This window comes from Heyndrickxia shackletonii (assembly GCF_001420715.1).
Taxonomy (GTDB): Bacteria; Bacillota; Bacilli; order Bacillales; family Bacillaceae_C; genus Margalitia; species Margalitia shackletonii.
Genome location: NZ_LJJC01000004.1, coordinates 1,335,399 through 1,359,551, shown reverse-complemented (window position 1 = coordinate 1,359,551; position 24,153 = coordinate 1,335,399). Strand labels below are relative to the sequence as shown.

The following is a 24,153-nucleotide window of genomic DNA, read 5'->3' as shown; positions in this document are numbered from 1 at the left end:
TGGATCCTACTCCTTATATTGGGACGTAGGACCTGTCCCTTTTTCCCTTTTAAATGGCGACATATTGCACCCATTCGGGCATGTTGCACATCGTTTTCCATCTTTAGCATCTAACAAATTGGATAAACAGCAAGTTTTTCGTACACGAATCCACTCATTGAATTCTTCCCGGTATATTTTTTCACGATCAAATCTAGTCAGTGGATTTTGTAAATAAGGGCCAAATAATGTGCCTTCTGCTTTCTGTATAATAAAACAAAAATCATCTTCTATTCTTTGTTTTATTTCAATCTTTTTCTCTTCCTTCAAAAGGCATTCATACAACCAAAAAATATATAAAGCAATATTCTCCCACATCACCATTTTTGAAAATCTGGTTACTTCCCTAAGTGCTTCTATCAATGGGTGAAAAAAGTGTGCAAACAAATTTTCTACAATTTCTTCCCTCCACTGATTCCGATTCTTGCATGCTTCGCTAATAATAAAATTCCCTAAATAAAAATCCGGCAACCACAATGAATCATCATCTTTTTCAACTAGGCTCATTTCTTTTATATCAACACTTAACCTTTTGTTCAAAACACTCATAGTATATAAATGGATAACTGCATAGAAAGCCATTCTTTTCGTCAATAAAGAAGCGGTCACTCTATGTGTTGGTGAGCCCATTTGTTTACCGATTTTATTTAGATGGTCTTGTAATGTAGTATGATCAAATAACTCGTGAACTGCGATATTTCTTCTTTCACTGGGCTTTTGATCCGTAAAGCGGAACTTTGATAATGCATTCACTTCAGAAGACGTTAAATTAGACAGCATTGATTGCTCCATCCTTTAAGATACAACGGCCTTTTCCAAATGGTATGCATAACGGTGTTCCAAAAAGTGGATCAATTGTCACCTGACAATCCATTTCGAAAACATCCCTTATCATTTGACAGCTTATAACCGTTTCTGGTTTTCCTTGCACATAAACCTGTTTGTCTTTTATCGCTACGATGTTATGGGCATATCTGCATGCCAAATTTAAATCATGCAGTACCATGACAATCGTACGTTTTTCTTTTTCGTTTAATTCGAAAAGTAAGTCTAGGATTTCAATTTGATGTGTCATATCTAAATAGGTTGTTGGTTCATCAAGCAGTATAACATCTGTGTCTTGTGCTAATGTCATCGCAATCCACGCGCGCTGTCTTTGTCCACCAGAAAGCTCATCTACATGTCGGTCTTTATATTCCTCCATATTTGTCACTTTTAATGCATTCATGACAATTTCTTCATCTTTTTCTGACCATTGCTTTAGCCATGATTGATAAGGAAAACGACCTTGCTTTACAAGCTGGAGAACCGTTAATCCTTCAGGTGCAACGGGAGTCTGAGGCAAAATCGATAGTTTTTTTGCCACTTCTTTAGTCGGAAGCTTTGCGACATCCTTCCCTTCGAAAAGTACGGAGCCCGATTCCGGTTTTAAAAGCCGTGCAATAGATCTTAATAGAGTTGATTTCCCACAGCCGTTCCCGCCGATAAAAACCGTAATTTCACCTTTTGGAATGGCAATATCTAATTCATTTATGATAATAGAATCACCATATCCTAACGTTAAAGCCTTTGTTTCTATTGTTCCGGTCATAATTTTTTCTCCTTTCCTTTCTAAAAAATCCCACTAATCCAACCCTGCATTATGCATTTTTTGCCCGAAATAATAGATAGATAAAGTAAGGAGCACCAATTGCTGCAGTAAAAACACCTGCAGGAATTTCAAGCGGCAGAAAAATTGTCCGTCCTATTAAATCTGCGAGCATGACAAGAATTCCACCAATACATGCAGCAGTCGGAAGAAGTGCACCAAAGCTCGAACCGACTAACCTTCTCGCCATATGTGGTGCCATTAGACCGACAAATCCGATTCCTCCAGCAAAGGCAACTGCCGAACCTACTAATGCAGTACTTAGGATTAAAAGCAGAAATCGTTGTTTTTGCACGGGACTTCCAACACCAGTAGCAAGTTCATCCCCTAACTCCTGAATGTTTATTCTTCTAGCTGAAATAAACGAGATAATAACAAGTACTAACACCGTTGGAACAATAACATATACATTACTCCAATTGGATCCATTCACTGTACCTGTGATCCAAATATTCGCTTCACTTGCTCTATAAATAGGACCCTTTAGCATTAACATTGTCGTAATGGCTTGCATAACAGCAGATACACCAATACCAATTAACACTAGTCGTATAGGCGAAACACCATTTTTCCAAGCTAAGAAATACACCAAAAAAGCGACTACAGTTGCTCCTAGGAAGGCTGCAACAGGCAGCCAATCTATGCTAACTGTCAGTATATTATCTGCATTGCTAAATATCGCTAGAAACCCTACTACAGCTGCACTTGCTCCCCCAGTAATACCGATAATATCCGGAGATGCAAGTGGATTCCGAATGATTCCCTGTAAGATAGATCCAGCAACAGCTAAGGCCATGCCAACAAACAATGCAACGATAATTCTTGGAAGGCGAAATTTTGTAATCACTAATTGATCAAAAGCATTGCCTCCACCAAAAAATACTTTTAAAACCCTTAAAGGATTTATTTTCATATCACCTAAACCAGTACTTGTTACAAATACAATTAATAATAAAAGGAATAATGTACCTGTGATCCAGAGAGCACGACGGTCAAGGATGAATGATATTTTCCCTTTTAAAAGACGAATACTTTTATATTGACTCATCGTCTCGTTAACCCCTTTCTTGCCAGATAAATAAAGAATGGTGCACCGATTATGGCGGTCATAACACCAACTGGTACCTCTGAGGGCATAATCACGTATCTGGCGGCGATATCCGCAGCAAGCAGTAATATGCCTCCTAAAAGTCCCGAAAAAGGGAGTAACCAGCGATGATCTATTCCTATTATTTTTCTGGCGATATGGGGAATGACAATTCCGATGAATCCGATTGGTCCCGCAACAGCAACGGCACTTCCTGCAAGTAAAATAACAATCAGACCTGCGCCAATCTTTACGAGTCCGATTTTCAGACCGAGCCCTTTTGCTACATCATCTCCCATAGCCAGTATATTCATTTTTCCAGCTAAGAGGAGTGCTGCCCCCCAACCAATAATCATATATGGAAGCACGGAGGTTAATATTTCTAATTTTCTTCCTTGAACAGAACCTGCTAGCCAAAATAATACTTGTTCTAACGCGGATTCATTTAATGTCAGTAGACCTTGTGTAAAGGAGGAAAATAACGCACCAATAGCAGCTCCTGCTAATGTAAGCTTCATAGGAGTTAATCCTTCTCTGCCTGTATTCCCTAATAAATAAACAATGATTGCAGCTAATGCAGCTCCTGCAAAGGAAACCCAAGCAAATCCTTGTAAACTCGTAACTTTAAATATAGTTACTGCAATGACAACTGCAAAACCCGCACCAGCATTTATTCCAAGAATCCCCGGCGATGCTAATGGATTTTTCGTTAGTGTTTGCATAATAACACCGGACATGGCAAGACATGCCCCCACTGCACCGGCAATAAATGCTCTTGGTAAACGAACGGTAGTGATAATAATATGCTTATTGGATCCATTAAAATGTGTAAAGGACTGAATGGCTGTTTTTATAGACGTATCTGTATAGCCATATATAATACTCATCCCCATCAGGCATACCAAACATATGACAGCTATAATCGTTCCAACTAACTTCTGCCAATTATATTTTAAGACCATTTTATTTTTACCTTTCAATCATTCTCTACCACTAGTCTAGGAAAAGTTGGGCATGAAGTCAATGATTTTGATAATCATTTTCATTTATATATTGACAGTCCTCCCCACTCCCTTTATGATTAAGAAGGAATAAATGATAATGATTATCAATCACATTCAGGAGGTACATAGATAATGCGGAAGTTAAAATCCATATTTACGATAATTGCTATATTATCCTTACTTCTTCTCGCTGCTTGTGGAAATAAGAGCGTAAGTAATAGTGAAAAAGGTAAAGGAACAAATAATACTTCGGACAAAAGCTATACTGTTGAACACGCTATGGGCAAAACCACTATAAAAGGAACACCAAAACGTGTTGTCATTTTAACAAACGAAGGTACAGAAGCACTACTTGCATTAGGTATAAAACCTGTTGGAGCAGTTCAATCTTGGACCGGTCATCCATGGTATGACCATATTAAAGATAAAATGAAGGGTGTAAAAGTTGTCGGTACGGAAGATCAAGTGAATGTAGAGGCTATCGCAAAATTGCACCCAGATTTAATTATCGGAAATAAAATGCGCCAAGAAAAAATATATGATCAATTAAGTGCCATCGCTCCTACTGTTTTTGCTGAAACATTGCGCGGTGATTGGAAAGATAACTTCTCCCTCTATGCTAAAGCAGTTAATAAAGAGGCAAAAGGAAAAGAAGTTATTCAACAATTTGATCAAAGAATTGCTGACATAAAGAAGGAGCTTGGAGACAAAACAAAAATGAAAGTTTCCCTTGTTCGTTTTATGTCCGGAGATGTTCGAATTTATCATAAAGATACCTTTGCAGGTGTTATCTTTGACCAACTTGGATTTGCAAGACCAAAAGGTCAGGATGTAAATGATTTTGCTGAACGTAATTTGACAAAAGAACGAATTCCTGCAATGGATGGGGGCATTTTGTTCTATTTCACCTATGATACTGGTGATGGAAACGCATCATCACTGGAAAAAGAGTATATTAATGATCCTCTCTTTAAAAACCTAAAAGTTGCGAAAGCAGGAAATGTTCATAAAGTAAATGATGTTATTTGGAATACTGCTGGCGGTGTAATCGCTGCTAACTTAATGCTCGATGATATTGAAAAGATTTTCTTAAATAAACAGTGAGACATGGGGACAAATTTCTTGTCCCCTTTTTTTATCAACTCTCTTTTATCCCACCTTTGTTTCTTCCGGCGCTCAGGACTTTTTACTTCTTCACGTACCTGGATATATGTCCCCATTTCCCTCCTTGGTTAATTCCCTGTCCCGCTTTTTTTACTCTTTTCACTTCTTTTACATATTACACCTTTTATTGGTAAAGACTATGTTCGATAGGATGGCTGGATTTTCCCTCAGATTACTGGCCATCCAATTTTCAATGCGGGGGAACGGATATGGACTTTTTTAAAAAAAGAAGGAAAAATCAGGAATCGTCTAATACCAATCAACAGCAGCAGCAACAAATAGTTACACAGGATAACCAACCGAAATCCAAGGATATTAAAGAGGCAAAATATTTCAATCACCGAACAAATTTACATTTTTCTTTAAAATTTATTTCCACCTTAACAGATGAGGAAATTATTCAAAAGGATGTTCTTCCGTATTTATTGGAAGAATGGTTTGAAAAAGTAGAAGATCTTAATAAAATTCTACCCGTAGCTGATTTCCATTTAAGTACGGATTTAAGTCAAATTGAGCAAAAACTTTATAATGGGTATGTTTTACTGCGAACAGAGCACGAGAGAGATAGTAAATTTGCTTTTATTTCCGCACAAAAACAAATCACGCGGACAGTTAGTGCTCCTGAAATTGAATTTAGTGTTATTGGACCAAAGGAAGCTTTCATAGAGTCTATTGACCAAAACATAAACTTAATAAGAAAAAGATTGCCTATTGAGGATTTAATATTAGAAGAATATAAAGTTGGGGTGCTTTCCAAAACGAAAGTAGTATTACTTTATATTAATGGAACAGCTAATAATGAAAATGTGGAAACCATCAGACAAAGGCTGAAGTCCATCGATTTTGACGCGGTTAGTGATAGTTCTTTTATTGAACAAATTATATCTGATAATCATTCATCACCCTTTCCATCCTTTCTGGACACTGAAAGGCCGGATCGGGCTGCCGGTGTACTAAGCCAGGGAAAAGCGGTCATCATTGTAGATGGTTCCCCCCATGCTTTGATTGGGCCGACAACGCTTGTTGAGTTTTTCGTTTCATTCGAGGATTATTATATAAACTGGGTTATGGCCACTTTCTTCAGACTTTTACGGATATTTGCCGTACTATTCTCTATATTGGTAACTCCTTTGTATGTAGCGGCCTTAACCTATCATTATCATTTGATTCCTACCAACCTGATGGCGACGTTAATTAGTTCTCGTCAGGGAGTGCCATTCCCACCTATTCTAGAAGCACTCGTTCTGGAACTCACGATTGAGCTCTTGCGAGAGGCCGGTGCACGTCTGCCAACGAAAATCGGACAAACAATCGGTATCGTGGGCGGTATCGTTATCGGAACTGCTTCCGTAGACGCAGGCTTTACGAGTAATGTTCTGCTCATTTTAATTGCCTTAGCCGCACTGGCATCCTTTACGACGCCGGTCTATAAAATCGGTAATACTATTCGTATCCTGCGATTCCCTTTTTTACTATTTGCGCAGTTATGGGGATTACTTGGAATTGTATTTTGTTTTTGCATTCTTTTAACCCATTTAATCCGATTAACTTCTTTAGGAAGGCCATATTTAGAACCTTTATATCCTTTACGATTTCCTGATTTGAAGGATACCATTGTACGCTTAGGTTTTAATAAGCAAATACTTCGCCCGCTTTATTTGCAAACGAAAGATACCGTTCGCTTTCCGCCAAAGGACGGAAAACGGAAAAAAGATATTGATGAGTAGCTGAAATATTAAGCGGAGGTCATATTATGCAGCCTCAATCCATCCCGGAAAACCGGAAATTTTCGCCCTATTTTGTTTTTTACTCCGTTATATCCATGCAGATAGGGGTAGGGGCTCTTGGATTCCAAAGAATTATCGCAATGATCGCAGGTTATGATTCGTGGCAATCTGTTATTATTGCAGGTGTCGCATCCCTTCTGGTGATGTCATTCATGTATAAACAACTGGAAACGGTAAACGGAGATCTAACCGACGTTCATCAATTTGTATTTGGCAAATGGCTGGGGAAAATATTAAGTATATTTTTTGTCTTATATTTTTCTATACTATCCATTACCGTTCTTCGTTCCTATATCGAGGTTATACAAGTTTGGATGTTTCCCGATCTAAGTACCTTTTGGTTTTCTTTGCTTTATCTATTGCTATGTATTTATATTATTTTCGGAGGAATCCGAACGGTAATTGGCATTTCTTTTTTTTCGTTTGTTCTTCCAATGTATATCATTTATGTACTTGGAGCTGCGATCCCATTTGGTGATTTTCGCCATTTCTTACCACTTTTTAATCATTCGTTTAATAAATTATTAGAAGCGTCCCAAAGCATGTCCCTAACATATATGGGTTTTGAAACTCTTATGATTTATTACCCTTTTATAAAAGAACCAAAGAAATCAAAAAAATGGGCACACCTTGGATTATGTTATTCTTTGTTATTTTATTTTTATATGACCATTATCTGCTTCGCATTTTACGGGGAGGAACAGTTGCAAAAAGATATTTGGGCCACATTAACTACTTTTAAAATAGTCCATTTTCTGGTTGTGGAACGTTTCGAATATATCGGAATTGCAAATTGGTGCTTGGTTATTTTGCCCAATATTTGTTTATCCCTGTGGTGTGCTACCCGTTTACTAAAGAGAACCATGAAAATAAAACAAAAATATGGCGTTTGGATTTTAAGCGGAATCATCCTTATTTGCTGTCCTTTATTTAATAATCGTTTACAAATTAACTTGTTAAATGCCATCACTGGCAACACAGGATTTATCCTTAATTTCATTTATATACCTATTCTTTTTCTTTTGGCATCCATTGTAAAGAAGGTGAAAAAAAAGGCATGAAAAGACTCTTCATCCTATGTCTGTTCACAAGTATTATTTTAAGCGGATGTGTTCAGCAGCAGATCATCGATAAACAAAATATTGAAACGGCTGCAGGCTTTGATTGGACGGATGGAAAAATTCAAGGAACCATTCTTTATCCAACCTACATGCCAGACAAAAGTGTATCCAATAATGTGCTGGTGGCAAAATCCAAGGTTACTCGAGAAATATTGGAGAATCTGCAAAAGAAATCTGACCAGCCTTTAGTAACAGGAAGTTTGCAGGTTGCTTTATTTGGGAAGAGTTTGGCGAAACGCGGTTTCTTCCATTTAATTGATTCCTTTCAAAGAGATCCTAATATTGGATCGAGGATTCATCTTGCTGTTGTAGACGGCAGTACTTCCACACTCTTAATGGGTAAATACGGAAACACAGGTAATGGTATATATATTAAAGATCTGCTTGACCATAATATGAAGTATCTCGATGTTCCAAGGCAAAATTTACATTTATTTGGCGCCTATCTGCATGAAAAAGGAAGAACCACCTATTTGCCTATCATTAAGCAGGTAAATAATAATGAGCTGCAGATTACAGGGATTGCTTTATTTAATACAAAAAAGATGGTGATGGAACTTCCCGCTAAAAAAATGTTTTTCTTTAAACTGTTAGTAGATCGGCACAGTCAGGGAAACCAGGCAGTGAAAATTAATAATGAGGAAGTAGTGGTTAGAAGTATTAACTCCAGTAATAACATTAAAGTAAATAATAAAAAGAATCCTTACGAAGTCACTATTAATATAGATATAGAAGGCATCATTCGCGAATATACCGGGAAAAAGATTTCTAATACGATTATGAATAAATTTGAAAAGGCATTTGAAAAAAAGATTGAAAGAGAAACATTATCGTTATTGAAGGATTTTCAAAAGCATAAAATAGACCCCGTAGGGATTGGAGAACGTGCCGAGAATGTTACAAGACATTTCGATTGGGATAAATGGTGGGACTCGGACTACAAAAATGTTACGTTTAAAATAGTACCAAAGGTAAAAATCGTAGAAAGCGGTACGGTTGAATAAAGAAACAGATAAAAAATAGCCTGATGAGAAGTATCTTTCTTCCTATCAGGCTATTTCTTTAAATCTCCGTTGAAAACATATATTTTTTATAATGATATCGCATGGAAAACACCAAACCAATTGCAAGCATGTTCCCCATTAAAGAACTTCCACCATAGCTGATAAATGGTAACGGAATACCTGTAATCGGTAAAAGCCCAATCGTCATCCCTATATTTTGGAAAACATGAAAGGTGATCATTGCAATGATACCAGAACAAATATAGGAATAAAAATCATTCTTCGTTTCAAGACTTGCCTTTGTAATGTGATAAATCAACATAAAAAATAAACTGACCACAATACTAGCCCCAATAAAACCATATTGTTCCCCGATTACACTGAAAATGAAATCAGTTTGGCTCTCCGGCAAATAGACATCTCTTTGATTAAATCCTTTGCCTAATGTTTCTCCAGAGCCAATAGCCAAAAGTGATTTTATAAGTTGATATCCAGAATCACTTTGATAATTATAAGGGTCTAACCAGGAATAAATTCGACCGAATTGATAAGACTTCACATGTAAATACTTACTCAATACCTGTGGAGCCCAAATGACAAAATAAAGAACAATGCTTGCAATCGCTGAAAACCCTCCAAATATAGGGAGTAAAAGTTTCCATGTAATTCCGGATGTGAAAATAATACCGAGCATAATCGCTAAATAAACCAATACGGTTCCAAGATCCGGTTCTAGCATGATTAGAACCGAAGGGATCATTGTAATAATTCCTAACTTCACTAAAAGCCAGAAATCTGTTTTTAATGTTTTGACTATAAACTTTTGATGATGGTCTAATACACAACGCGATAAAGCAAGAATAAAAAATACTTTTGTAATTTCTGAAGGTTGGAAAGTCCCTAGGAAAGGCACTTTAAACCAGTTTTTTGCCCCTTTAATATCGGGAGCAATGGAAGCTGGAGCAATGACAAGAAGGAATAGCAACAAAATTCCAAACCCATATGAATACCAGGAAAGTTTTTTCAATTGGTCAGAATCGAGTCGTATGGTAAACACAATGATTACCGTTCCAACTATATACCAAATTGCTTGTTTTAATACAAAGTTATCAGAATACTGCCCCGATTTTTGAGCACTATAAACCGATACAAGGCTGGCTATACACATTAGCATTAATGTTAAAACAAGCCCGTAATCTATTTTAGATGATTTTGTTGTCTGAGAAGTCATACTGTTTCGTCTCCTACTATAGCTTAAAATCCTTGTTCCATACTTAACAAGTATAGTCATAATAACATTATACAGGTTGATGTCAACGATACAAAGTCACAAATTGTGGCATTGTCTTGACCAAAAGATTTTTTCATCACTTTGTTGCGTTTGTAATGGAAAATCTAATCATTTTTCGCAAAAGGAAAGCAAAACAAATAAATTGTATGAAAAGAAAAGAAGCTATACAATACTAATGAAGTAAAATGTAAACTATTTTTATTTAACATAAGGAGGATCTACCTTGGAGGAAATTAAGAAACTGGAAACATTCGAAGAATTAATCTCTGGTAATGAGCCTGTCATCATGAAATTTTTTGCAGGCTGGTGCCCGGATTGCACTAGAATGAATATGTTTATTGACGATGTCATTAAGGATTATAGCCAATATAAATGGTATGAAATTAACCGTGACGATTTTCCTGAGCTTGCAGAAAAATATTCCGTTATGGGAATTCCAAGCCTGCTAATTTTTAAAAATGGAGAAAAACTGGCACATTTACACAGTGCTAATGCTAAATCCCCTGAACAAGTACGGGAATTCTTAGACGCTCAATAATTAGACAAAACGGCCAGATATTTTCTGGCCGTTTGTTAATTTTTCATCTCAAACATATACTTTCCATACATTTTGTGTATGGATAAGGCAACCCCAAACAATAACATATTTGAAAACAGTGAACTTCCTCCATACGTTAAAAACGGCAAGGAAATTCCTTTAACAGGCATTACGCCCACCATCATGCCTATGTTTTGAAAAATCTGCAGAGATAATTCTGCAACAATGCCTATACAAAAATAAGTGCCAAATGGATCACTCGTTTTGTCGCCAATAATAATTAAGCGATACATGAGTAGAAAAAATAAACATATCACTAAAGAGGCAGTAACAAACCCTCCCTCTTCCGCAACAGTAGCAAAAATAAAATCGGTGTGCTTTTCAGGAATGTATACATCCCCATGTCCGATTCCTTTTCCCTGCAGTTCCCCGCTTCCTACAGCTAAAATGGCCTTTTTCGTCTGATACCCTTGATTAGGATTTTGATCCGGTTTAAGCCAACCTATCACACGCTCTTGTTGATGTGGTTTTAGCATTGGAATAAGGTCTTTAAACAAAATATCCGGGTGTTGAAAGTATATATAAACTAAACCTGACACTAATATGGATGGAACAATAATAATTGTTACAATTAATTTTTTATTTATCCCAGAAAGAAAGATGATACTTGATACGCTTGCAAGATACAAGAATACCATGCCTGTATCAGGCTGTTGGTAAACAAATAAAGATGGCGGAATCGTTACTAACATAATTTTACCAACCAACATTAAATCGGAAAGCATCGTTCTCTTCAAATAAGTTAAATTATGCTTTACGGCAATATTGGCAGTGACAATTAACAATGGAATTTTAAAAAACTCAGATGGTTGTATGGAACCAAGGAATGGAATCTGATACCATCTCTTTGCCCCTAATATTGGATGTGCAATGGAATCCGGTAATGGCAATGCTAGAATAATAATGGACAAAAATCCAATTATATATAGATGCCAGCCTAATTTTTGGATTTGGTCCGGATCCAAATATGCCATGAAAAACAGCAGAAAGAAACCTATCAGATAGTTAATCCCTTGCTTCAACGCAAAATTATCATTTCCATATTGTCCAGTTTGTTGACTGCTATGGATAAATACGATGCTTAGAATGGCAAATAAAAAGATGATAAATAAAATAGTCGGATCCAATCTTTTCAAAAATTCATTTTCAGTCTTCATGTTAAACTCCCGCTAGAAAGATATTCGCTTCTTTAATCGAACATCATCATTATTCTATTGACTAAGAAATTCTTTTAACGCCTGTTTGTTTTTGTCTATATCCATGCTTAAAACATCCCCTACATCTACACGTTCATTCGTATAAGAATCATTAACCGGTAATCTTAAAGTCTCCGTTTTTTGAGATTTCCCAATCATTAACCCTTTTCCAATTGCTAGGATCGTTCCAGTATCTACATTTGTATCAATGTAAGGGTCGGCTAAACCTAGAATCCTTGGAAGGTTGACGATACTATGCACGGAAACCGCTTGATCCTTTAATTTCCCTAAAACTTCTTGTTGGCGTTCCACTCGCCCGAAATCACTTAAACGGTCATGACGAAAACGTACATATCCTAATAGTTTTTTACCATGGAGAACTTGTTTACCTGGATGCAGTTTCATGCCAATTCCGTACGACATTTCATATGGGATATCCACTTCAACCCCTTTAGGCGCAATGATATCAACAATCTTCGAAAATCCTTGGAAATCGACAATTGTATAGTAATTTATATCAATATCAAACGTTTGCTTGATTGTTTTCCTGAGCAATTCGGGTCCGCCAAATGCAAACGCAGCATTTAACTTTTGCTTCCCATGATCAGGAATATCCACGTACATATCTCTCATCAAAGAGACAAGCTTTAAACGATGCGTGTTTTGATTATAATGTGCAATCATAATCGTATCGGATCTTGCGTGTTCTTCCCCTCTTGAATCGCTCCCTATTAATAAGATATTGATTTCGCCAAATTGAGGTTCCGCACCTTGAAATTGCTCAAAGGTTTTACCATCGTTTTTATATTTACCGTCTGACGCTTCAGACAAGCCTTTATTGTATTGATATACACAATATGCAGCTACCGCCACAATGAATAGGAGGATAAATAACATGAGGTTCCGTACCCATTTACGTACCCTTCTCTTCTTTTTTCTTCTTTGATCCATTGAAATTCCCCTATCTATTAATCTAAAAATACTATTGTGTACTCATTTTAATAGCATCAAGAGTATAAATTGTCTTTTAATCCTTCATTAATAATTTCAGTACAATTTGTACAGCCGTCGCATCATCTAAATAGCCAATCGGAAAAATATAATCAGGAATAACATCTACCGGTAAAATAAAATAAATTAGAGCACTGCCAATTATGACAAGCTCACGAGGTGTTCCTTTACTTAATCGAAATTTATCGTACATGTTCTTCAGCTGATTAATAAATGGTCCAATACTCCCGACTTTTTGAAGCTTCTCTTCAAATCCCGTCAAAATGGTTTCTTTCCCCTCTTCCGTTTGGGAGTATTGTTCGTATTTCGTTAATTGATTTTTTATATTATCAATCGTAAAATTCCTGTCATAAATATTAGAGGACTCAAGGAAACTTTGAATACTTGCAACGGACAATTGAATATCAGACTGATCGTTTTGTCCATCTTGTTCAATTGGATAACCTGCAGCAACTAATAATTTTGCCAAAGGAATTCCAAGGCATTCAGCAAATTTTTGCAAATGTGCGGGAGTAGCTTTTCTTTTACCATTAATGATCCGAGATATTGTAGCGGTATCAATATTAGTAAGTTCACTAAATTTGCGCATAGATAATGACTGATCCTTCAATATAGCTTTTAATAGCGGTCCGAGATGATTAATATCTCCATTTTCAGACATATTCATTTTCCTTTCTATTAACCTCTTATAGTAAACTAAGATACAGATATATTGACATTTTGTCAACAGCGTCTATGACTATATGAAAAATGGTTAAATGTATGTATATTTCAGGCAATGTTCCAATATGCTAATTATCAACGTAAAGCCCGATATAACCAAGTCTAGATTATATCGGGCTTAAAAATCTTTATCCTATGCTGTCTTCGTACAGTTTGTTCTTAAAAGAAAGCTGCAAAAGCGATCACTACTATTATTACTCCACTTAAAAGGGTCCCGAATTGACCAACTGTAAATTTGCCAATTCGAATATTTGCTAATTTGCTTCCTAGCTTCACACCTGCCCAAACACTGATGAAACTTCCTATTGCAGCTGTTAAGGAAATCGCAAAGGGCGATAATCCAAGCAAACCAGCACCAAGCCCATTTGTAAGTGCATTTGCCGATAAGGCTACTCCTAGAATAATAGCCTCTATCCAACCGATTTCTCCAGACTGATCCATATCAACTACTTCCGGATTTTTTAAAATTCCTTTAAGACCCTTAGAGTGCTTTTTTTGCTCCATGATGACATCAGAATTATCCTTTTTACGTGGAGCTGCCAAAAGAATAATTCTTATTCCAATAATAAAAAGTAGGAACGCTCCTATTATTACAGGAAGGACGCCGGGAAGAATCTTTGAAAGCCAAATTCCAAATGTAATCCCCGCTATACTCATAAGAAAACAAATCAATGCAATCAATATGTTTGCACCAATTCCAATTCGGATTTTTCGAATACCATAGGATATCCCAACTCCTAAATTATCAATACTTGATGAAGCGGCGAACGCCAATATAATTAACCACGACATTGTTTTATACCTCCTTTTTTTTACACATAGTATTTTCCTTTCTCTGTGTAAGTGCGTGTCTAATCAAAAACTGTTGAAAAAAAATCAACACTTTCCTGTTCATAAATGAATTTTCAGCACATCTTTTATACGAATCGAATCTTTGTTGACATTTTTTCAACGTTTTATTTCTAAATAAACAACATTTTGTTACTTCATCTTCATTTAAACAGGCACAGTTATGAGGCATTTCAATATAATATAAAAAACATTTCATGGTGTTGAAGTAAAGTTAATCAACATTACTACATATATATATAAGGAGGGTGAAACAAGATGAATAAAGATTCTAAGCGTGCAATCATGTTCGGCGCGATTCATTCATTCTTTTTTCTAGAATTAGTAGTATTTTTCTTAAGCTGATATAGTTTTGTATTCGGAAAGGAGGGAAGGTAATGTCAACTGAAATAAATGGAGACCATAATCTCGGCTTATTAATTAAAGCATTGTTAAAGGAAAGGATGCTTTCCATGCGCAAGCTTAGTGCTCTAACGGGAATAGATACTGCAACTATTTCACGAATTGCAAATAATAAACAGAAAGCCACGCCCTCTCACTTACAGCTGCTCGCCAATCATTTAGATGTCCCGCCAGCCAAATTAATTCAAGCAGCAGGTTATAATCTTGTACTATCTGAAAATAATGATCAATCGGATATGTATCAATCTATCGATGCTATTCAGGAAATTCTTGTTTCCTCCAATTTTCTTGATCATGAATTTACGGTGGAAAAAATTCATCAGGAATTGGCCAAATATGAACACTTCTCCCTGACTAAAGAGGGAGAACAGAAAATACTTGAAGAGTTTGAGACAAAGGTGGAGGAAGTAAGAGGTGCGGGACCATTTATTATTGAATTAAATAAAATGTTTAAGAGTTTTCGTGAGGAAAATCTTTCTATAGAAAAGCGTACAATCCTCGGTAGTGTCCTTTTATATTTTATTCTATCAACAGATATTATCCCCGATTATGTATTCCCGTTTGGATATTTAGATGATTGCCTAGCTGTTCAAATTGGCTTAGAGCGACTTTCAAAGTTAGAGGAAAATAATGTATAAAGCAATACCCGCTCCTCACTAAAAACATATCAGCAAGGAGCGGGTATTGTTTTAATTCTAAATATGAAGCAATAATTTTGCCATAGAGAAATAAAGGATTAGTCCTGTTCCATCGACTAGGGTTGTAATGAATGGACCGGAAACAACAGCCGGGTCGATTTTTAATTTGTGTAATATCATCGGCAGAACAGCCGCAACCATCGATGCCCATATGACAATGAACAGTGCTGATATGGCAACAACGGAGCTGATATGGATATTCACTCCAAGAAAAAAGGCGCGGATGATCGCAACAATTCCCATCGATATTCCTAGAAAAACACCAGTTGATACTTCCTTTCGAAATACTTTGAACATATCCTTGAATTGTACTTCACCGACTGCTAAAGCCCGAACTAAGGTCGTAACGGTTTGTGAACCTGTATTTCCTCCCGTTCCAATTAGCAGCGGTACGAAAAAGGATAATGCGATTTGCTTTGAAAGCGTGTCTTCGTAATGTCTTAATACAGTTCCTGTATATGCTTCCGCAATAAATAAGACTAATAACCATCCAATTCTTTTTCTATAAAGGTTCCAAATGGAATTTTTAAAATACGGCTCATCTAAAGGTTGACTTCCTCCAAGCTTTTGAAAATCCTCTGTTGCTTCTTCATGAATAACATCAATAAGGTCATCAACCGTAAGAATTCCAATCATTCGATGATCCTGTGCTACCACAGGAATGGCAACAAGATCGTATTTGGACAAAATTTCTGCCGCATCCTGCTGATCCATATCAACAGAGACAGAAATAGGGTCACCTTGAATTATTTCTTCTAGCTTTGTACCTGATTTCGCCAGAATGATTTCTTTTAACGAAACGACTCCAACCAATTCACCGCGGCTTCCTACCACATAAATATACGATACAATCTCTGCCTCTTGGCCAACTTTTCTAATATGCTGTAATGTTTGATCAACTGTCCAATTAATACGGGCGGCGATATAATCTACTGTCGCTAGCCTTCCTGCTGTATCTGGTTCATATTTCATAAGTGTATCTATTTTTTTTCGATAATCTTCTGGCAAAAACTCCATTAGTTTTTTTGCTTGATGAGGATGTATCGATAAAAGTAAATTTACGATCGTATCACTCGACATTTCATTTAATAGTAAAGATGTAAAATTGTCCTTTATTCGGTGTAAAACTTTGTATTGCAACTCCGGCTCTAAATATTCAAGAATCTCTGCCCCTAATTCAATTGGAAGTATGGATATAAGCACTAACTGTTCTTCATGGTCTAATTCCACAAGCATTTCGGCAATATCGAAAGGTTGAAAATGAGACACGAACTCCTTAATTGATTCTTGATTATTTTCCAGTAGAAGTGTTTTTATTTCATTAATTTTATTTTGGTCCATGTTCCTTCCTCCAATCCTCATTCTTAGAATGGTGCAATGAGAAAGGAATATACAGTGAGTCGATAAACGAAAGACTGTTAAAATCACCTTTCCTTATTGCACAAGTAAATTTATTTGCATGTTTCTGACCTGGGCCTTCGTCCATCAACATCACCTCCAGAATAAGGGGAAAATTTAAGCTTAACTACTAGTACTGTATGTTCAAATGAGGGAATTTCCAGTTTAAATGACCAATTTTAAACAAAAAAATAGCCTTCATTTCTTGGCGAAAAGAAATAAAGGCTTTGTTTTGCAAAACAAAAAACCGCTCAGAAGCTTATGCTTCTTGTGGTATTCCTCCGTTTCCCTCGCTTGAGCTTTAGCACTGTATAGCATAGGTAATCTGGTACCAGCTACATTAAGAAAGACCTTATTCCGATCTTTCCTGTTGACCCATTGGCGTCTCTCGACATTTTTGGGCAGCAGCTTATCTCTATACAGGAGCCTCACCTAACAGAACACGTAGAGTAATATGAAACTACATTTAATATATTGATATTTTGACAAGTTGTCAACAATGGATTTTCTTAGTATTTCATTAGCAAAGCATTTTGAACATTTTGAGCATCCTTCTCTAATAATTTTTGCAAATTAAAAGATGGGTATAGTCCATTTTTATTCATATATTCAAAAATCTTTGTATACCAGCTAATAACAATATTTAAATGGCGGTGAAAAACAGAACGTAATTCGGATGAGGTTGTTTCCGTTATGGCGCTTGCATACATTTTTATCGTAGTTTTGGCTGCTCCTAATAAGTCACCTGCAAAAAAGTTCTGCTCATTTTTACGACGGCTATATTCATTTGGAATGTTCTCCACATATGGCAATAAATCTTTTAAATTCTTTTCCACTAATTTGATGGAATAGAGGTATAAATCATGGAGTTCGTGATTAATGACTTTTCTAACGGACATTTTTAATTGAATTAAACAGTTCGCCTGGAATGTTAATAATTCATGGAGTTCCAATGATTCATGCCATGCTAACGGATGATTCATTTTCGATTTCTCCCTTCGTTATTCCCTCTATCTTATGACCAATTAGGCTTTTTTGACAGTCATCCAATCATCTTTGGGCAAATCTATTTAAGTACAACTTAATTGGAACATGATAAGGATTTAATTCTTTACAAATATATAGGTGTAATTTAAGAGACTATTGGGTAATGTAACCATAAAGAGAAAGGAGTTAGTTATATGCTTTGGACCATAATAATTATTTTAATAATTCTATGGGTTCTAGGAATAATCGGCCATATTGCAGGCGGCCTTATCCATTTACTGCTAATCATCGCAGTAATTTTATTTATTTTGAAATTAGTACGAGGAAGAAAAAACAGGTGAAAAAAAGAGCTGTCAGACAACTAACGTGGATCTGTTCCCTATCGCAAAACGTCCATTTGCACAGGAAAATGCAGGGCAATTTGTGAGGCTAAAGAGGTTAAAAAACATTAGAAATAGCAAGGGTTCATTCCCTTGCTATTTTGCTTTTAATTGCTAAATTGCGAATGAAGAAGTTCGAAACCATTTCCGCCTTCTTCGTATCGGTTTTTGTGTAGGTATGAAATAGTCGGAAAATTTCCGGCTATTGTGAATAGGGGAAGCTTAAGAAGCGAAAATAAGCGGAGAAATTCCGGTTAACCGCTCTAAATGAGACAAAATCCAAAGATTTGGATAAAATAAGCGGAAAAACTCCGCTTATTTTAAGGGAAATATGGGTATTTCCCAATTTAGCCGGAATTTTTCCGTTTATTTCTCATACCCTGTCAAATCATCACCAAGATACAGAAGTACCTAACCTTAATGCATCATAAAAGTTCAATTTCCAATACTTTCGCAATTTCTTTTCTATAGGAATCTAATTCCTTAATTGGTTTAAAATTTGCAAGCATCCCCTGAAAAATATATTTTTTCACTTCCGTTTTGTTATTTTCTTCTATTAAATAATGAATAACGTTATAAAGCTCTTCTTTTTTCTCCGGAGTGATTTCCAAGGATTCTAAGGTTTCCTTGATGCTTAATAGATTTGACAATATCTTTTGTTGATTGCTAAGCAGGCCATTAGTATATTCCTTAAAAAGACTTTTTGTTAGAAGAGGATCCAGACTGCTCCTTTTTATTCCCGCTACGACGTCATCAATTCGTTCCATCAAGAAATAGGAAATCTCAGTAGGATCCAGCTTTATTCCATCAAATACGGTGATTTTCATATAACTATTGCGGATGCCCAGACAAATTAATACCAAATCATTTATATAAGGTTGTATGGAATCACCATACGATGCAACCAGAAGTTTCTCTTCCTTTTGAAGCATGTTTAAGGTATGTTCCTTCATCAGATTTCTCAATCCCTCGTTAATGGATTGATTTTGTTCGCGGAAATACATGACGATAAAATCCCTATGCCTCATAAAATATTTGAATTGGAGATAAATTCTTTTCTGCAGTTTTTCTCTCGGAGATATATTTAATGCATCAATTTCATCCGTCTTTAGATTAAATTTATCATTATAATATTTAAATATATCAACCAGCAATTCTTCCTTCGAGGAGAAATAATTATAAAATGCCCCTTTAGATATCCCGTAACTGCTGACAATATCTTGGACAGATGTGGATTGAAATCCTTTTTCAGCAAATAATTTAATAGCTGTTTCGATAAGTTCCTTTCTTCTTTGCTTCATCATGGTCCCCTCTTTTATCGTCAAGCGCAAGCACCGCTTATTGGTACCACACCTGATGCACCTATACCTTCTCTTTCATGATCAATCTGGTGCACGTCCTCTAGCCATAACACCTATCGGCTAGAGGATGAACAAGGCGTTTACGCTTTTGTTATTATAACGGTAAAAATATAGAATCTCTTACCGCGTCTATCGCATTTACCTCATCACGAATACCCTTCATTTTTTCATCCAACATTTTCACACTATCAGCAGCTTCCTTAAGTTCATCCTTTAAATATTGCGGAATATCCCGATTATATTTATAGAAGATTTTGTGCTCTAGACTTGCCCAAAAATCCATTGCTAATGTTCTTAACTGAATTTCAGCCATTACATGTTCCACCCGATGTGTCAGCTGTACAGGAATTTGCACGATTAAATGTAAGCTTTGATAGCCATTTGGTTTCGGATTGCGAATATAATCCTTTACTTCTACTACCTTTAAATCTTTTCTCTTTAAAAATAAGTTATAAATTTCATAGATATCGGAAACAAAAGAACAGACGATTCTTACGCCAACAATATCCAGGAGATGCTGCTTTGCATTTTCCAGTGTTGGTTCGATTCTCTTTCTTTTTAACTTTTCCAACATACTTGACGGTGTTTTAATTCTTGTTTTAATATGCTCGATGGAATTATTTTCTCCCATTAGAAAGGCTTCTTCGACCATTATATTTATTTTTGTCTTTAAATCATCTAATCCGAACTTATAGGGAAGAATAAACTCTTTCCATTGATTTGTGTCGTACATAGTAACTCTCCTTTAATATGCATCCTTTTATAGGATAAAAGTTTCAATTTAGTCTGTTTTCGTACCTAAACCTTCCCATCCGTCATTTATTACGAATCTTAAGTAGGCTTGGTTTCGTGGCATCTTTTCTTTAAATGGTAACCATTTCAAAACAGATTGAGGAAGTTTATAAGATTTACTTTTACAAAAGCAACAAAAATTTAAGAAAAGAGCCTTATTTAACAGAACTTTCACTTGCTAATGTATGACCAGTCATTTATATTATATTTTGATATGACTAGTCGGTCAACCTTAAGAAGGAGCGATATACCTTGAATCGAATCATTAACTTTTGTATGAAAAATAAGTTCGCGGTATGGTTAATTACCATCATTGTTGTCGCGGCAGGATTGTACTCTGGTGTTAATATGAAGCTGGAAACAATACCGAATATTACGGCTCCAGTAGTGATGGTTTCCACTGTATATCCGGGGGCAACACCTGACGATATTGCGGAAAAAGTAACGAAACCGATCGAACAAAGAATTAAAAACCTACCTGGTGTAGAGGTAGTAAACTCCACCTCATCACAAAATGTGTCATCCATCCAAATTCAATATAAGTTTTCAAAGGATATGGATAAAGCAGAGTCTGAGGTAAAAGAAGCGGTATCATCTATCACATTACCGGAGAAGGTAAATACCCCAAAAGTATCGAGATTAAATATTAACGATTTCCCTATCCTTTCATTAAGCATTACAAATACGAAGCAATCACTTGAAGAGTTAACCAAAACAGTTGAAGAAGATATAGCTCCTTCATTAGAAGGAATTGATGGAGTTTCACAAGTTCAAGCTTCAGGACAATTTGAAAAAGAAGTAGACATTACTTTCGATAAGAAAAAATTGGAAAAATACGGTTTATCCGAAGATACCGTTAAACAGCTTATACAAGGCTCAGATGTCTCTGTGCCACTTGGGCTGATTAATTTCGGTGATAAGGAAAAAACCGTTGTTGTCGATGGAAATATCCATTCTATCAATGATTTGAAAAACATTAAAATACCATACACGCCACAAGTAAGTGCAGGTATTTCTAAACAGGGTGCTATGCCTCAAACTGTTGCTGGACAAACCACACCACAAGCAGGAATGAAAAATACAAAACAAACTGTTCCAGGCATACCAACTGTAAAACTGACGGATATCGCAAAAGTTGAAATCGTTGGAAAGCATGAATCCATTTCCAAAACAAATGGCGCTGATTCTATTGGTGTTCAAATAACGAAATCTTCAGATGCAAACACAGTGGATGTTGCAAATAATGTAACGAAAAAAATCAATGAGTTGAAAAAAGACCATAACGGCTTAAAAGTAGTGAAAATGTTTGACCAAGCTACACCGATAAAAGATTCTGTGAACACGATGTTAAACAAAGCCATTATTGGTGCATTATTTGCCGTTATCATTATCTTGTTATTTTTAAGGGACTTCCGTTCAACAATTATTTCGGTTATATCGATTCCATTATCGTTATTAATTGCTATTTTAGCTTTAAAACAAATGGATATTTCCCTTAACATGATGACATTGGGTGCAATGACCGTTGCAATCGGTCGGGTGGTCGATGATTCGATCGTCGTTATTGAAAATATTTACCGAAGAATGTCTTTAACAGACGAAAAACTTCGGGGTAACGATTTAATTAGAGAAGCTACAAAAGAAATGTTCAGACCAATTATGTCTTCTACTATCGTGACAATTGCTGTATTTTTGCCGCTTGGACTAGTATCAGGGATGGTTGGACAGCTATTCTTACCTTTTGCTTTGACTATTGTTTTCGCTCTTTTGGCATCTTTACTTGTTGCCGTAACCGTTGTACCGATGTTTGCAAGTTCGCTATTTAGTCGCGGGGTAAAGAAAAAACATCAACACGATAAAAAACATGGAAAAATATCTACTTTTTATAAAAAGATATTAAATTGGTCCCTGAACCATAAATTGATTACGTTTGGAATTGCTATCTTAATATTTATTGGAAGTTTGTTCTTAATCCCAGCGATCGGGGTAAGTTTCATTCCTTCTGATCAACAAAAAATGGTGATGGCAACCTATAAGCCAGATCCTGGACAAACAAGAAGTGATGTGGAAAAAATAACATCCAAAGCAGAAGACTATTTTGAAAAACGTGCAGGTGTTAAAAATATTCAATACTCGGTCGGCAGCGGAAATCCAATGAATCCGGGTGATAATAATTCAGCATTATTCTATGTTGAATATAATAAAGATACGAAAAACTTTGATAAAGAACCTGAGAAAGTCATTAAAGATCTTCAAGCAATGACTAATAAGGGTGTATGGAAATCACAGGATTTCGGCACTTCAGGAAACAGCAACAATCTTGAAATCATTGTATACGGCGATAACTTAGAGCAAATTAAACCGGTGATTTCAGATATTGAAAAAATAATGAAACAAAATCATACATTAAAAAATGTAGAATCAAGCCTTTCTAAAACATACGAACAATATACTTTAGTTGCAGATCAAAGTAAGTTAAGCAGCTATGGACTGACTGCCGGACAAATCGGTATGGAGTTAAGCCGCGTAGGAGAAAATCCTGTTTTGACAACCATCCAAAAGGATGGCAAAGATTTAAATGTATACGTTACGGTAGATCAAAAGTCATATAAAAATATAAACGATCTAACGGACACAAAAGTCAAATCAGCGCTTGGCACCGATGTTGCCTTAAATGATGTTGTGAAAGTTCAAACCGGGGAATCCCCTAACTCTATTACAAGACAAAATGGAAGAATTTATGCAAGTGTGAGCGGAGAAATCAAAGGAAAAGATGTTTCAAAGGTTTCCGCAGATGTTAAGAAAAAGGTAGATAAGATTAAGCTGCCAAGCAATGTAGAGGTCTCCATGGGCGGTGTAACGAAGGATATAAATGAATCCTTCTCTCAACTTGGTCTTGCGATGCTCGCAGCGATTGCGATTGTATATTTGGTTCTCGTCATTACATTTGGCGGAGCACTAGCACCATTTGCAATCCTATTCTCCCTGCCGTTTACGATTATCGGAGGATTACTCGCCCTCCTTATTACAAGGGAAACATTAAGTATTTCTTCGATGATTGGAGCACTCATGTTGATCGGTATCGTAGTTACAAATGCGATTGTGTTAATTGACCGTGTGATTCAAAAGCAGCAGGAAGGTTTATCCACTCGCGAGGCGTTGTTAGAAGCTGGCGCTACGCGGATTCGTCCAATTTTGATGACTGCCCTTGCCACTATCGGAGCGTTATTGCCACTGGCTTTCGGGTTTGAAGGAAGCGGTCTGATTTCGAAGGACCTAGGAGTTACCGTTATCGGCGGACTTACAAGTTCAACGCTACTAACGCTTATCATTGTGCCAGTAGTATATGAGTTTCTAATGAAGTTTAAAAAGAAGAAAAAGGTTGTTGAAGAATAATCGAGTAGGAGGAGGTGACTAACCCCCGACCTCTCACACCACCGTACGTACGGTTCCGTATACGGCGGTTCCATTTATGTCTGACGTAGTTGAGAATATCTCACATAAAGACTCTTCAGCCCTCGCATCTCCCAATAGGAGTTTGTGAGGGTTTTCTGTAGGATTGGGCTTCTGGCTATTCTCCAATATTTCTTTCTAGAGTTTCCCCATTCGTATG

General features: G+C 36.3%; 22 protein-coding genes, 1 pseudogene and 1 riboswitch. Of the genes and pseudogenes, 8 read left to right on the top strand and 15 right to left on the bottom strand.

Annotated elements, in window-relative coordinates; translation table 11 throughout:
* Positions 1 to 6: 6 nt before the first annotated feature.
* The 4 genes from AN964_RS06335 to AN964_RS06320 are packed head-to-tail and all read right to left on the bottom strand — an operon-like array spanning position 7 to position 3,736.
* The gene (locus AN964_RS06335; protein ID WP_055738891.1) at positions 7 to 819 is read right to left on the bottom strand and encodes an IucA/IucC family C-terminal-domain containing protein; all 813 of its coding nucleotides are present in this window, start codon (positions 817 to 819) and stop codon (positions 7 to 9) included.
* Positions 809 to 1,630, bottom strand: coding sequence for an ABC transporter ATP-binding protein (locus AN964_RS06330; RefSeq protein WP_055738890.1), 822 nt, complete (start codon positions 1,628 to 1,630; stop codon positions 809 to 811). The genes AN964_RS06335 and AN964_RS06330 overlap by 11 nt, the downstream gene beginning before the upstream one ends.
* 49 nt (positions 1,631 to 1,679) lie before the next feature.
* Positions 1,680 to 2,735, bottom strand: a complete 1,056-nt coding sequence (locus AN964_RS06325; RefSeq protein ID WP_055738889.1) for a FecCD family ABC transporter permease — start codon at positions 2,733 to 2,735, stop codon at positions 1,680 to 1,682.
* A complete protein-coding gene (locus AN964_RS06320; RefSeq protein ID WP_055741158.1) occupies positions 2,732 to 3,736 on the bottom strand; it encodes a FecCD family ABC transporter permease in 1,005 nt (334 codons plus the stop codon). The genes AN964_RS06325 and AN964_RS06320 overlap by 4 nt, the downstream gene beginning before the upstream one ends.
* Before the next feature lie 174 nt (positions 3,737 to 3,910).
* Between AN964_RS06320 and AN964_RS06315 the strand changes: the two genes are divergently transcribed.
* The 4 genes from AN964_RS06315 (at position 3,911) to AN964_RS06300 (ending at position 8,854) form a co-directional block, all read left to right on the top strand.
* A complete protein-coding gene (locus tag AN964_RS06315) occupies positions 3,911 to 4,882 on the top strand; it encodes an ABC transporter substrate-binding protein (RefSeq protein WP_055738888.1) in 972 nt (323 codons plus the stop codon).
* Positions 4,883 to 5,151: 269 nt separating this feature from the next.
* On the top strand, positions 5,152 to 6,669 hold the full coding sequence (locus AN964_RS06310) for a spore germination protein (protein ID WP_055738887.1): 1,518 nt from the start codon (positions 5,152 to 5,154) through the stop codon (positions 6,667 to 6,669).
* Between the two features lie 26 nt (positions 6,670 to 6,695).
* Complete coding sequence (locus AN964_RS06305) at positions 6,696 to 7,790, top strand: GerAB/ArcD/ProY family transporter (RefSeq protein ID WP_055738886.1); 1,095 nt, start codon at positions 6,696 to 6,698, stop codon at positions 7,788 to 7,790.
* Entirely contained in the window at positions 7,787 to 8,854 is a 1,068-nt protein-coding gene (locus AN964_RS06300) for a Ger(x)C family spore germination protein (RefSeq protein ID WP_055738885.1), read from the top strand. Before AN964_RS06305 ends, AN964_RS06300 begins: the two co-directional genes overlap by 4 nt.
* Positions 8,855 to 8,912: 58 nt before the next feature.
* On the opposite strand, the gene AN964_RS06295 is transcribed toward AN964_RS06300, so the two are convergent.
* A complete protein-coding gene (locus AN964_RS06295) occupies positions 8,913 to 10,085 on the bottom strand; it encodes an FtsW/RodA/SpoVE family cell cycle protein (protein ID WP_055738884.1) in 1,173 nt (390 codons plus the stop codon).
* 283 nt (positions 10,086 to 10,368) lie between these two features.
* Here AN964_RS06295 and AN964_RS06290 point away from each other — a divergent pair, with 283 nt between their 5' ends.
* A complete protein-coding gene (locus AN964_RS06290; protein WP_055738883.1) occupies positions 10,369 to 10,683 on the top strand; it encodes a thioredoxin family protein in 315 nt (104 codons plus the stop codon).
* Positions 10,684 to 10,718: 35 nt separating this feature from the next.
* On the opposite strand, the gene AN964_RS06285 is transcribed toward AN964_RS06290, so the two are convergent.
* From AN964_RS06285 to ytaF, 4 genes are all read right to left on the bottom strand, one after another.
* Positions 10,719 to 11,900, bottom strand: coding sequence for an FtsW/RodA/SpoVE family cell cycle protein (locus AN964_RS06285; protein ID WP_055738882.1), 1,182 nt, complete (start codon positions 11,898 to 11,900; stop codon positions 10,719 to 10,721).
* 54 nt (positions 11,901 to 11,954) lie between these two features.
* Positions 11,955 to 12,890 carry an LCP family protein gene (locus AN964_RS06280; protein WP_055738881.1) on the bottom strand — a complete coding sequence of 312 codons (936 nt, stop codon included), beginning with the start codon at positions 12,888 to 12,890 and terminating at the stop codon, positions 11,955 to 11,957.
* 76 nt (positions 12,891 to 12,966) lie between these two features.
* The gene (locus AN964_RS06275) at positions 12,967 to 13,611 is read right to left on the bottom strand and encodes a DUF1232 domain-containing protein (RefSeq protein ID WP_055738880.1); all 645 of its coding nucleotides are present in this window, start codon (positions 13,609 to 13,611) and stop codon (positions 12,967 to 12,969) included.
* A gap of 221 nt (positions 13,612 to 13,832) precedes the next feature.
* On the bottom strand, positions 13,833 to 14,465 hold the full coding sequence (gene ytaF / locus AN964_RS06270; RefSeq protein ID WP_055738879.1) for a sporulation membrane protein YtaF: 633 nt from the start codon (positions 14,463 to 14,465) through the stop codon (positions 13,833 to 13,835).
* A 434-nt stretch (positions 14,466 to 14,899) separates the two neighbouring features.
* Between ytaF and AN964_RS06265 the strand changes: the two genes are divergently transcribed.
* Entirely contained in the window at positions 14,900 to 15,562 is a 663-nt protein-coding gene (locus AN964_RS06265) for a helix-turn-helix domain-containing protein (protein WP_055738878.1), read from the top strand.
* Positions 15,563 to 15,619: 57 nt separating this feature from the next.
* Here the strand turns inward: AN964_RS06265 and mgtE are convergent, their stop codons facing one another.
* From mgtE to AN964_RS06250, 3 genes are all read right to left on the bottom strand, one after another.
* Positions 15,620 to 16,963 carry a magnesium transporter gene (mgtE, locus tag AN964_RS06260; protein ID WP_055738877.1) on the bottom strand — a complete coding sequence of 448 codons (1,344 nt, stop codon included), beginning with the start codon at positions 16,961 to 16,963 and terminating at the stop codon, positions 15,620 to 15,622.
* On the bottom strand, positions 16,950 to 17,108 hold the full coding sequence (locus AN964_RS26275) for a hypothetical protein (protein ID WP_161809217.1): 159 nt from the start codon (positions 17,106 to 17,108) through the stop codon (positions 16,950 to 16,952). Before AN964_RS26275 ends, mgtE begins: the two co-directional genes overlap by 14 nt.
* A gap of 190 nt (positions 17,109 to 17,298) precedes the next feature.
* Positions 17,299 to 17,467, bottom strand: a riboswitch (M-box (ykoK) riboswitch).
* A 62-nt stretch (positions 17,468 to 17,529) separates the two neighbouring features.
* Positions 17,530 to 18,003 carry a spore coat protein gene (locus AN964_RS06250; protein WP_055738875.1) on the bottom strand — a complete coding sequence of 158 codons (474 nt, stop codon included), beginning with the start codon at positions 18,001 to 18,003 and terminating at the stop codon, positions 17,530 to 17,532.
* A gap of 198 nt (positions 18,004 to 18,201) precedes the next feature.
* Here AN964_RS06250 and AN964_RS25980 point away from each other — a divergent pair, with 198 nt between their 5' ends.
* Positions 18,202 to 18,348, top strand: coding sequence for a lmo0937 family membrane protein (locus tag AN964_RS25980; protein WP_152982358.1), 147 nt, complete (start codon positions 18,202 to 18,204; stop codon positions 18,346 to 18,348).
* 464 nt (positions 18,349 to 18,812) lie between these two features.
* Here AN964_RS25980 and AN964_RS06245 read toward each other — a convergent pair whose 3' ends face one another.
* Together AN964_RS06245 and AN964_RS06240 are read right to left on the bottom strand one after the other, a co-directional pair.
* Positions 18,813 to 19,688 (bottom strand): TetR/AcrR family transcriptional regulator, encoded by an 876-nt coding sequence (locus AN964_RS06245; protein ID WP_055738874.1) that lies wholly within the window; start codon positions 19,686 to 19,688, stop codon positions 18,813 to 18,815.
* Between the two features lie 154 nt (positions 19,689 to 19,842).
* Positions 19,843 to 20,481 carry a GTP pyrophosphokinase gene (locus tag AN964_RS06240; protein ID WP_055738873.1) on the bottom strand — a complete coding sequence of 213 codons (639 nt, stop codon included), beginning with the start codon at positions 20,479 to 20,481 and terminating at the stop codon, positions 19,843 to 19,845.
* Positions 20,482 to 20,792: 311 nt separating this feature from the next.
* Here AN964_RS06240 and AN964_RS06235 point away from each other — a divergent pair, with 311 nt between their 5' ends.
* Positions 20,793 to 23,936 carry an efflux RND transporter permease subunit gene (locus AN964_RS06235; RefSeq protein WP_055738872.1) on the top strand — a complete coding sequence of 1,048 codons (3,144 nt, stop codon included), beginning with the start codon at positions 20,793 to 20,795 and terminating at the stop codon, positions 23,934 to 23,936.
* A 74-nt stretch (positions 23,937 to 24,010) separates the two neighbouring features.
* Here AN964_RS06235 and AN964_RS27040 read toward each other — a convergent pair.
* A pseudogene (locus tag AN964_RS27040) lies at positions 24,011 to 24,153 on the bottom strand (group II intron reverse transcriptase/maturase); the annotation flags it as partial.